Source organism: Jannaschia formosa (assembly GCF_003340555.1).
Lineage (GTDB): Bacteria > Pseudomonadota > Alphaproteobacteria > Rhodobacterales > Rhodobacteraceae > Jannaschia > Jannaschia formosa.
Window position 1 is genome coordinate 1 of sequence record NZ_QPLJ01000022.1, and the last position, 10,794, is coordinate 10,794.

Below are 10,794 nucleotides of genomic sequence, written 5' to 3' on the forward strand. Positions count from 1 at the left end.
CCCAAGAGCGGCTTCCAGCTCCTCCTCGAGGATCGCCTCGATGCAGGCCCGGACACGACCGCGCACCCCATCCTCGATCGGATCGCTCCAGCCTTCCAGCATTGGCGCAGTTGCGCACCCCATCGTAGTCTCGTCCATGGCGTGGTCTCCACGGCGGCGGCAACCGCCGTTCTGCGTTGGTTTCAAACCCGGAGACTACGCCAACCTCAAATCTCCACCACCTTCACGACAGCACCTCATCGGAGGCTGGCGCCAGCACTACCACGCCAGGCGGGACAGGACGCGGGGCCGCCCCGGCTGTCAAATGGCGCGGGTGTTGACCCCCTATCTGGAGCCCGACCGCGGCAATCTCGAAAATCGCCGCCCCTTTGGGGATCGTCGCTGACCCGACCTGGCACATCACAAGCCATCGGGGGCGCTCACACGATCAATGCCAAGCTGCCCCGGACGCCAGGTTGCGCATATATGCGCCCTGTGATTATCCAGTGTCACATCCATCTGTGAGTGTGTTCTCCAGCCTGCAGTCAGCGCGCCATCAGCGGCTGCCTGACTGACGACCTGGACGTGTTTTCCGGTTTCCGCTCGGCTGCCCACTGGCAAGAGAGACAAAATGTCGTCCGTTGTCCCACACGAGAAGCCAGAGGAGATGCCGTCCGAAGGGTTGGGTAGGATTGTCTCGAAGCCGCGCTTCATGTTTCGTCCCGATCCCGTGATTGGCTGGACACTGACGCCCCGCCACGGTGTCCGCCCCCTCATCCGCAAGTCCGTCGTGCAGACCGTCGATGGCGATGGCTGGCGCCATGTGCCGGGCCGCCCGTCCACAGGGCCGCGCGTTGGGATCTACGGATGCTCCTTCGTCTATGGGACCTGCCTCGCCGACGAGGAGACGTTCGTGGCCCGGCTCCAGCACGCCCGCCCCGATCTCCGGATGCTGAACCGAGGCATCGGCGGTCACGGCACGGTCCAGAACCTGCTGCAGATGCGTCGGGACATCGCGTCGGGTCTCGTCGATGCCGCGATCTTCGCCACGATCACGGACCACCGGTTCCGTATCGTGCCGCATCCCGCGCGGATGCGGGCCTTCCTGTCTCCGGAATGGCACGACCTCGGGGTGGAGCACCTGCCCGTCGCCCGCCATCGACCGGACGGGACCTTGCGTATCGACTACGTTCGGATCTGGCAACCGGCGCTCGGCGCGGCCGCGTTCGGCCCGTTCCTGCCCGACGATCACCTTTTGCTGCGCACGCTCTGCGATGTGCTGGACCTCGCCGAGGCCACGGCGCGGGCCGCCGGCCTCCCCGTCGGGACGGTGCTGCTGGACCGCGTCGAGCCCGAGGTTTCGGACGCCTTGCTTGGAATGCGTCCGGACATGCTCGACGCATCCGTCCCCTATGACAGCGACCATCACTTCCTGCCGCGCGACGCGCATCCGAATGCGCGCGGCAACGAGATCTTCGCCGCTCGCATCCTGCCCCTGGTCGATCGACTCCTGTCGGAGCGCGGCCAGTGACCGCGCCGATCGTCCTCGGGGTTTCGTCCCACTTCCACGACTCTGCGGCCGCGCTCGTGCAGGGTGACCGCATCCTCGCGGCGGCGCAGGAGGAACGGTTCACCCGCCGCAAGGGCGACTGGCGCTTTCCGGAGAACGCGATCGGTTTCTGCCTTTCGCGGCTGCCCGCGGGGGCGACGCTCGACCGCGTCGCGTATTTCGAGGATCCGGTGCTGAAGGTTCGCCGGATGGTCGAGACGGCGGCGTCGGTCGCCCCCTCGGGCGCGCGGCTCTGGCCGCGACTCATCGAGACCCTGGCTGAGCTGTCGGACGAGCTGCCGGGCCGGCTCGCCGCACTGGCCGGCGCCGAGAAGGTGGCCTTCGTCCCGCATCATCGGTCCCATGCGGCGTCCGCCTTCTATCCCTCGCCCTTCGAGGCGGCGGCGGTCCTCGTGGTGGATGGCGTGGGCGAAGGCGCGTCGACGACGATCTGGGACGGAACCGCCGAGGGACTGGTCCCGGTCGGCGAAGTCCGGTTTCCCCACTCGCTTGGTCTGTTCTACAGCGCCTTCACGCAGTTCTGCGGGTTCAGGGTCAACTCGGGCGAATACAAGCTCATGGGGCTGGCCCCGTTCGGCGCGCCGATCCTGGCGGACCGCCTCCGGGACGAGGTGATCGAGCTTCGCGCGGATGGCGGCTTTGCGTTGAACCTGTCCTACTTCGATCATCACCGCGGCCCGAGCACGATGTCGCGCAAGCTGGAGACGATGTTCGCTCAGCCCCCCCGCCGTCCCGAGGATCCGATCACGCCGTTCCACATGAACGTCGCGGCGTCGGTGCAGGCGGTTCTGGAGGAGGCGGTTCTCGGCCTCGCGCGGGCGGCGCTGCGGCGGACCGGGCGCGCCGATCTCTGCCTTGCCGGCGGCGTCGCATTGAACTGCGTGGCGAATGCGCGTCTGAGGCGCGAGGTGCGGAATCTCTGGGTCCAGCCTGCGGCGGGCGATGCGGGCGGCGCGCTCGGCGCCGCGCTGGAGGTCGCGCGGCAGGACGGCGCGCCGCGCAGACCGCAGAGGCCGGATGGCATGCGGCATGCGCTGCTCGGCCCGGCCTACGGCGCTGACGCCTGCCGGGCCGCGCTGGAGGCGGAAGATCTGGTCTTCGAACGGATCGAGGACGACGCCTGCGCCGACCGTCTCGCCACGCTGCTGGCCGAAGGCGGCATCGTCGGACATTTCGACGGACCGATGGAGTTCGGGCCCCGCGCCCTGGGCAATCGGTCCATCCTCGCCGATCCCCGAGGGAAGGACACGCTGAACCACGTCAACAGATCGATCAAGTTCCGCGAAGGCTGGCGGCCTTTCGCTCCGATCGTGCTGGCCGACGAAGCGTCCGCGCTCTTCGAGGGGGAGACGGACGATCCCTACATGCTCCATGTCGCGAAGCTGCGACCGGCCTGGCGCGGCAAGGGGGACATCGCCGCGGCCCGCGCGACCGGCGCCCAGCACCCCGGCGCCCTGAAGAGCCTGGTCGAAAGCCGGTTCAACGCGGCGATCCACGTCGATTACAGCGCGCGGCTTCAGACGATCCGGCGCGACGACGCACGGCGGGTGGCGGCGATCCTGGCGGCGTTCCACCGCAAGACCGGATGCCCAATGTTGCTCAACACGTCGTTCAACGTGCGGGGCGAACCCATCGTCTGCACGCCGGCGGATGCGGTGAACGCCTTTCTGAACACCCGGCTGGATGCGCTGGCCCTCGGTCCATACCTCGTGCTGCGTGCCGCGCAGAGGGTAGGGATCGATGCCCGCGTCGGAAAGGACCGCTTTGCCGAAGATTGACGCCCCGACCTTCCTGGAGCGCATGTGGGCGCTTCTCGGACCTGCCGCGGACGCCGCCGGACCCCTGCCGGAAGGCGGCCTATCGGAGCCGGCCGACGCCCATCGCACCGCGTTCCGGCCGATGACCGAGGCGCTGGGCCCCGGGATGCGGCCATTGCTGGCGGTCGCCGCCGAATCCGGCGGCGCGCTGGCCGAGACCTGCGTCGCGCTGGACGCGGCCCTGCGGGAGGGGGCGCTGGATCTGGAGGACGGGCCGGTAGAGGCGGGGCGCGACAGCCGCTTCGTCTACCCGGTCGTGTGATCGGTCCAGGGGCATTGCGTAAAACTCGACACAATTCGGGTTTCGAGAATCATGGCATTGAAACTGGCGCTTGTTATCGTCCGGGAAGCTGACGCTACGTCGCCGGCGCAGTTCCGCAAGCCAAACGAGAGTTCTCATGATGAGACCGTCCATTTCATTCCGCCTCCTGGCGGCCGCCGTCTTCGCGTCGGCAGCCATTCCCGACCGCGCCGCCGCCCAACTCGACGATTATATCGGCGACATCTTCCCGGTCGCCTTCACCTTCTGTCCACGCGGCTCGGTCGAGGCGGGGGGTCAGCTTATGGCGATCGCCATGAATACGGCGCTCTTCTCGCTTTATGGGACGACCTTCGGCGGCGACGGCCGCACGACCTTCGGCCTGCCGGACCTGCGGGGGCGCACCCCGATCCATGCGGGGACCGGCCCCGGTCTCGCCCCGCGTCAAAGCGGATCGGAGCAGGGCGCAGTCGAGCAGATCCTGACCGTCGGCCAGATCCCGAACCACAGCCATGCCGTCAGGGCCAACAACCTCGACGGCGACCTGCCGGGACCGGGCGGCAAACTGCTGGCGGCGGCCCCGACCGGAGGGACGGGAAACGAGACGATCTACTCGACTCAGCCGCCGACGGTGACGATGTCCGACCAGATGATCTCGCCCGAGGGCGGCGGGCAGCCGATCGCGACCATCGATCCGACCATCGTCATCCGGTACTGCATCGCGACCGTCGGCATCTATCCCCAACGTCCCTGACCCGTCTGATCCTCAAGCAGCATTGCGAGCCCATTCCATGATCCGAGTCGTTCCCTTGTCCCTGGCAGCCATCGCCCTGGGTGCCGCCGCCCTCAGCCCGGCGCCCGCGCAGGCGCAGCGCTACATCGGAGAAGTCGTCTCCAACGGCTACAGCTTCTGCCCGCTTGGCACCGCCCCCGCGGACGGGCAGCTTCTTTCGATTTCCAACAACGACGCGCTGTTTTCCCTGATCGGAACCACCTATGGCGGTGACGGTATCACGACCTTCGGTCTGCCCGACCTGCGCGGTCGTGCGCCGCTGCACTCCGGGACCGGTCCGGGCCTGGCCCCCGTCGGTTGGGGCCAGAGCGGCGGCGTCCAGCAGATCACCCTGAGCGAAGCGAACCTGGCGAACCATTCGCATACCGTGAACGCCAACAACCTCGACGGCGACCGTCCCGGCCCGGGGGACAAGTTGCTGGCGGCCGCCCCGCCCAGCGGGACCGGAAGCGAGACGATCTATTCCGACCAGGCACCAACCGTGACGATGAGCCCGCTGATGATCGCGCCCGTCGGAGGGGGACAGCCCGTCGCGGTCGAGGATCCCAACACGGTCGTCAATTTCTGCGTCGTGACCGAGGGTATCTACCCTCCCCGCTCCTGATGCGCCCGGAAAGGAGACACATCATGAAGACCTTCAAGCCTCTTCCCGCCCTCGCCCTTGCCGCCGCCCTGGCCGCTCCGGGCATGATCAAGGCGCAGGACTACTATCTCGGCGAGATCATCACGGTCGCCTTCGACTTCTGCCCGCGCGGCACCCTGGCGCTGGAGGGGCAAGTTCTGTCGATCAGCAACAGCTCGGCGCTCTTCTCGCTGCTCGGCACCACCTATGGAGGCGATGGCGCCAGTACCTTCGGCATTCCGGAGGCGCGGGGCCGACGCCTGATGGGAGAGGGGACCGGGACGGTCGGCCCGACCCGGGTTCAGGGGCAGCGCTTCGGCGCCGGGCCGACGGCCACGATGACCGTTGCGCAGATGCCGGCGCACAGCCACGCGGTCAATGCCAACAACCTCGACGGCGACATGCCGGGACCGGGCGGCAAGCTGTTGGCCGCCGCGCCCGATGAGGGGACGGGAACCGAGACGATCTATTCCGATCAGCCACCGACCGTCACGATGTCGGCCCAGATGATCGCCACGACCGGCGGGGGGCAGCCCTTCCAGATCCAGGACCCGTATCTCGGGATGCGGCAATGCATCGTCACGGACGGGATCTACCCGTCGCGCGACTGACCGGATCGGCCGGCGCGCCTCGGCGGGCCGGCCCTACCGCTCCAGCGCTGCAGAGGCGGAGCCGGTCCTGAGCTTCCAGTCCTCGATCAGCGTTCCCTCGGTCTCCAACCGGCTGGCGAGATAGTAGAGCCGCTGCGTCGCCGGTCCGTCCGGCGCCGTCTGGAACCGCTGCCGCAGGTAGTAGGGCGGGATCGCCTGCGAATAGAGCGTGGCCGTCACCGTCACGGAGGCCGGATCGGTGCCTTGGGGCAGGGGGATCCGGTACTCGGTGCGATCCGATCCCGGCAGGAAATCCGGGTCTTTGGTCGCGCCGCCCTCCGGACGGGTCGCCTTCATGAAGGCCGCCGTCACCTCGCTGTCGCCGAACTTGGCGCGGAAGGTGTCCGTGCCGGGCATCAGCATGCCCAGCGGGGTCAGCCGGTTGTCCTTGGGGTGATGGACCCGCTGAACGAAGCTGGTGGTGAAGACCTTCTCGGCGTTCTGCGTCAGCTCTTCGTAGATCTGGACCTGGTCCTGATCGGTGACGACCAGGTGGTGCGGCTGGAACAGGGCTTCGGTCGCGCCGGGCGGCACGACGTCCAGAAACTCGGTCACGAGCGGCACGCCGTTGCCGTCGACGATCACCCCGGCTCCGTTCGTGCAGCCCGAGCACCAGAGCAGGGACCCGTCCTGTCCGGCCGCGCGCACCTCGAGGAAGGCGCGGCGAAAACCGACCCCCGAGGGCATCCTGTGGCCCGTCAGGTTGGCGACCGTCACCTCCGCGACGAGCCCGCCGTAGCCCTCGGCCAGGGAAAGCGACACGTCCACGGTCTCCTCCGCCGCCTGCCGCGCCATCGTGTCGATCGTCAGTTCCGCGCCGTTGGTCGCGTAGGTCATCGGGTCGGTGCGGCTCATCCCCATCTCCTCGGCGAACTGGCGCAGCATCTCGACCATGAAGACGTTGAGCCCGACGAAGTTGTGGCGCTTGTAGGTGTCGCGGAAGGGCACGTCGATCTGATCGGCGGGGACGCGGTTGGCGACGTCCGGATAGGTGCTGTCCTGGATCGAGGCGATCTGCGTCGTGACTTGGTCGATGTCGATCTCTCCGTCCGCGCTCCGGAAGCCGCCGCTCATGTGGCAGTCTTGGCAGGACCGGGCGGTGCCCGGCTCGTTGAACTGGCTGTTCACCCATTCGAGGTAGGTGGCCTGCTCGACCGAATGCTGGAACTCCGTCAGCGCCTCGGGGAAGGTCACGCCGTATTCGGCATTGAGGAACGCCGCGCCGTTGCGGGCGGCCTGGTTGAAGATCTCCTGATCGGCTTCGCTGTAGCCTTCCAGCGGGTCGAAGGTGTCCGCGTCGACGTTGGGCAGGTTGATCGTGTGGCAGGCCCCGCAGAGCTCGCTTTCCTTGATATAGGGGTTGCCGACCGGCGCGATGCCCATCGCGTTCCGCATCGGGGTCTGGGCTACGTCGTCATAGGGGCCGTACAGCTCGTCGGCCGCGCCCATCCGGAAGACGCCCGTCGTGCCGTTCATCAGGTAGGTTTCGAGCGCGGTGTAATCCGGCTGGCCCTCGGCCCGCTCGGGCGGCTGGATGCGGTGGCAGACCGCGCAGGAGATGCCCTCGCGGGCGAGATTGCCGTATTCATGATAGGCAAAGGTGCCGTCGGCGACCTGCGCCTCCTTCTCGGCTTGGGTCAGTGGCGCGTGGAGCTGGGCGTAGGAGGGCTTGAAGTCGTTCGGATCCAGGCCCGCCCCGGGGTTGGCATGGGCGTCGAGCTGAAGCTGACGTTGTCCCATCGCGCCGTGGCAGGACAGGCAGGTGGTGCCGAGATCCGCCGAAAGATGGCCCGCGCCCAGCTGCTCCAGCAGCGCGAACTCGCTTTCGAGCTGGGCGAAGAACACTGGGTCCCGTCCCGCCAGCCCCATCGGAGACCAGCGCCATTCGCCGTATTCGGAGATGTTGTAGCCGTCGCCATAGGCCGGGCCGGTCTGCAGGAACATCGTCGTGCCCGATGGCGGGCCGCCGAGACCGCCATGGCAGCCGACGCAATTGTCCGACGTCAGGAAATGCTGCGGAGCGCCCGGACGGGACGGGACGCTGTCGAGCCACTGGCTGGGCAGCGTCTGCAGGTCGTCGCGTGTCGGGTCGATCCCCTCAGGCGGGAAGGTCGCGGCGAAGGCCGGGTCGATCTCGGTCGGCGAAGCGGGCAGACCGGCATTGGAGGCCGCGACGGCGTCGTCCCCGTGGAAGAGATAGTCGATCAGCGCCTGCTCGGTCCGCCCCATGGCGGGGCGCTGCACCGCCGGCAGGTCGCGCCAGCTTTCGTCGACGCGGAAGATCAGCGGCTCCCCGTCGTAGCCCTCCACGTTGTCGAGCGTCGAGAAGATCAGTTCTTCGGCGGCCGAGGCGTGGCAGCGCATGCAGAACCCGTCGCCCGCCGCCCCGCTGGGCGGCGCGAAGGGCGCATCGAACGTGTCGATCGCCGCATCCTGCCCCACGGAGGCGAAGAACCAGCCGCCATGGCTGAGGCCGCTGTCCTTGACCATTACCGTCCAGTTCAGGGCGCCGTCCGCCTTGAGGTAGGACAGTATCTCCGCCTCGACCCGCTGCGGATCGTCGGGATGGGCCCGGTCCAGCGCGGCCCGATGCTCGACGTAGCGCGCGGCGGGCGGCGTCGCCATTTCCTTGACGACGATGGCGCCATCGGGAATGCGCCCTTCGCGCCCAGCCTCCAGCCAGTCGACGATCCCGGGGGAGTAGTAGATCCGCACGGCCGGATGCACCCCGTAGTTCGAGTCGAGGATATAGGGTCCGGTGTCCCGCCAGCTCTTGTCCCGCGCCCAGCCCGCCGTCGCGAAGGCGCGGTCTGCGACGAAGGGATAGAGTTGCGCCTCGTAGTCGAGCAGCGGCAGCGTCGAAGGAAGCGGCAGGTCCTGGGCCGCAGCCGGATTGCTCGACGCCAGGGCGAAGATGCCGGTCAGGATCGCCTTCTTGAAGGACATGTCCAGGCCTCTCTGCCATGGCATGCGTCGACGCTAACGACGGACCTCCGTTCGTTCAACGAATTTCCCGGCCGGGCCTGCCGTGAGGGCGTAGGGGTCTGTCCCCTTGAGGGATCAGGGGCCGGGGCTGATCTGTCGTGGACTACGTTCCGGATGCGCAGGGCGGAGGCGGCTGCCCGGCATTCGCTTCCCCACGACCTGCGGCGGCAACCGGCCGCCTCAGCCCCCCACGCCAAGCCCGCCCGAGGTCCGCGCGCCGCCGAAGCCGCCGGAGCGGGCGACGGTCGAGCGGGTGAGGGGGGCGGCGTTGCGCGTGCTCGCCGCCTGGGTCGTCAGCGCGGAGGCGCCGACCGATCCGCGGCCCGACAGGCTGGACGCGCGCGTGGCACCGTCGGTCGTGGCGAAGCCCCCGCCGGCGGCCGGCACCATCGCGCGCGCGGCGTAGCCGCGGCCCGACAGCAGCTGGCCCATCAGGAACCCCGCCATCAGCGGCATGAAGATCGACGGGCGCGACTCGTCCTCGATGCAGGCGCCGTCCCCGTGCTCCGCCTCGCAGACCGCCAGCGCGTCGTAGCGCGGGGCCGTCTCCTCGTGCTCGGCCAGAGCTTCGGCATATTGCTCGGCGCAGAGCTCCGCCTCCAGCCCGCCCGTGGCGCAAGCCTCGGGGTCGTCGAAGATCACGACGTCCGCGCGCTCCTCCTGGCAGCCGGCGAGCGCGATCACGCTCGCCGCGCCCAGCAGCACGATCCGTTTGGGTGCCGATGCCTTCATGTCGTCCTCCTCGGGCGTGTCATGCCTCTATGTAATGCGGCTTGAAGCGGCTGAGGTCCTGCGTGATCCGCGACCTATCTTCGCGGATGCCGAGGGCCACGCAGGTCTCGCCCACGATCCAGGTCCCCATCACCGGCCGGAATCCGTCCATCTCGGGAAGGGGCGCATGCGCCTGCACCACCATCGGATGCGCGTCATAGGTCGCGTTTCCGGACGTCTCCAGCGGCGCGCCGTCCGGCCCCACGATGCGCACGCCCGCCCCCTCTCGCGAGAAGATGGGCTTTCGCACGGTGCCCTGCGCAAAGTGGCCCACGGCCTCGGCCCGGTCCCAGGCGGGCGTGCCCCCGGCGATCTCGGCTTCGAGGAAGGCGGGCAGCAGGTTCGGGTGGCCCTCGAACATCTCCCAGAGCACCGCGAGCAGCGCCTTGTTGGAGACGAGCGCCTTCCAGGGCGGCTCCAGGAAGCGTGTGCCCGAGGCGGCGAGCGCGTCCGCCGCCTCGTCGCGCAGGAAATCCTCCCACGGGTAGAGCTTGAAGAGCGTGCCGATGATCCGCGCCTCCGCGTCCACCAGCCGCCCCGACGGGTCGATCCCGATGGCGCCCATGTCCACGTAATGCGCGCCCAAACCTGCGTCGCGCGCAGCGTAAGCCATCGTCTCCACGGTCGCGTAATCCTCGGCCGCGCCCGCCATGGCGGCGAAATGAAGCTGCTCGCCCGGCGCGCAGATCTCCGCCAGCCGCTCGGCCAGCGCTTCCTGCAGGCGGTTGAGCTGGTCGGCGCCCTCGGGGATCAGCCCGGCGTCGCGCGCGCCCTCCAGCCAGTCCCACTGGAACTGAGCCGACTCGTAGAGGGAGGTTGGCGTGTCGGCGTTGTATTCCAGCAGCCTGGCCGGACCTTTGCCGTCATAGGCGAGGTCCATGCGGCCGTAGAGCTCCGGCTCGCCGTCCCGCCAGGAGCCCGCGACGAAGTCCATGTGCTCCTCGAGGATGCCGAGCCGTGCCATCTGCGCCTCGTCGCCCGCAATCCGCCCGACCGCCTCGCGCACCATGGCGTGAAGCTCGGTCGACGGGTCCTCGAGCCGCGTCTCGATCTCGTCCAGCGTGAAGGCATAGGCGCTGGTCTCGTCCCAGTAGGGCTCCCCATGCATCGAATGGAAGGTGAAGCCCGCAGCCTCCGCCCGCGCCTGCCAGTCCGCCCGCTCCGTTCCCGTGACTTTCCGCATGCCTGATCCTGCCTGTCCTGCTTCCAACTAGGGCCGACGGCCCCGGGGACGACGCGCGAGACGTCCTGCGCGATCCATGCGGCGCGGTCGATCTCTGCCGCTTCATGCCGCGCAGGCCGCAACGCGCATTCTTGACGGATTCGTCGCAAGGCGCGGAAGAGCCAC

At 68.7% G+C, this 10,794-nt stretch carries 9 protein-coding genes; 6 read left to right on the forward strand and 3 right to left on the reverse strand.

The window, feature by feature from the left end:
• Positions 1–691 precede the first annotated feature (691 nt).
• The 6 genes from DR046_RS17645 to DR046_RS17670 all read left to right on the forward strand — a co-directional run bounded on the left by DR046_RS17645 (position 692) and on the right by DR046_RS17670 (position 5,651).
• On the forward strand, positions 692–1,510 hold the full coding sequence (locus DR046_RS17645) for an SGNH/GDSL hydrolase family protein (protein WP_245190994.1): 819 nt from the start codon (positions 692–694) through the stop codon (positions 1,508–1,510).
• Positions 1,507–3,327 (forward strand): carbamoyltransferase family protein, encoded by a 1,821-nt coding sequence (locus tag DR046_RS17650; protein WP_115383704.1) that lies wholly within the window; start codon positions 1,507–1,509, stop codon positions 3,325–3,327. The genes DR046_RS17645 and DR046_RS17650 overlap by 4 nt, the downstream gene beginning before the upstream one ends.
• Positions 3,328–3,349: 22 nt before the next feature.
• Entirely contained in the window at positions 3,350–3,628 is a 279-nt protein-coding gene (locus DR046_RS17655; RefSeq protein ID WP_135227327.1) for a hypothetical protein, read from the forward strand.
• 136 nt (positions 3,629–3,764) lie between these two features.
• Positions 3,765–4,379, forward strand: a complete 615-nt coding sequence (locus tag DR046_RS17660) for a phage tail protein (protein WP_115383706.1) — start codon at positions 3,765–3,767, stop codon at positions 4,377–4,379.
• A gap of 37 nt (positions 4,380–4,416) precedes the next feature.
• Positions 4,417–5,022 (forward strand): phage tail protein, encoded by a 606-nt coding sequence (locus tag DR046_RS17665; protein ID WP_115383707.1) that lies wholly within the window; start codon positions 4,417–4,419, stop codon positions 5,020–5,022.
• Positions 5,023–5,045: 23 nt separating this feature from the next.
• Positions 5,046–5,651 (forward strand): phage tail protein, encoded by a 606-nt coding sequence (locus tag DR046_RS17670; RefSeq protein WP_167767164.1) that lies wholly within the window; start codon positions 5,046–5,048, stop codon positions 5,649–5,651.
• 33 nt (positions 5,652–5,684) lie between these two features.
• Here DR046_RS17670 and DR046_RS17675 read toward each other — a convergent pair whose 3' ends face one another.
• From DR046_RS17675 to DR046_RS17685, 3 genes are all read right to left on the reverse strand, one after another.
• Positions 5,685–8,660, reverse strand: a complete 2,976-nt coding sequence (locus DR046_RS17675; RefSeq protein WP_115383708.1) for a cytochrome P460 family protein — start codon at positions 8,658–8,660, stop codon at positions 5,685–5,687.
• A gap of 195 nt (positions 8,661–8,855) precedes the next feature.
• Positions 8,856–9,407, reverse strand: a complete 552-nt coding sequence (locus tag DR046_RS17680; RefSeq protein ID WP_115383709.1) for a DUF1190 domain-containing protein — start codon at positions 9,405–9,407, stop codon at positions 8,856–8,858.
• A 19-nt stretch (positions 9,408–9,426) separates the two neighbouring features.
• Positions 9,427–10,629: a glutathionylspermidine synthase family protein gene (locus tag DR046_RS17685; RefSeq protein ID WP_115383710.1), complete on the reverse strand. Its 1,203-nt coding sequence runs from the start codon at positions 10,627–10,629 to the stop codon at positions 9,427–9,429.
• Positions 10,630–10,794: the final 165 nt, after the last annotated feature.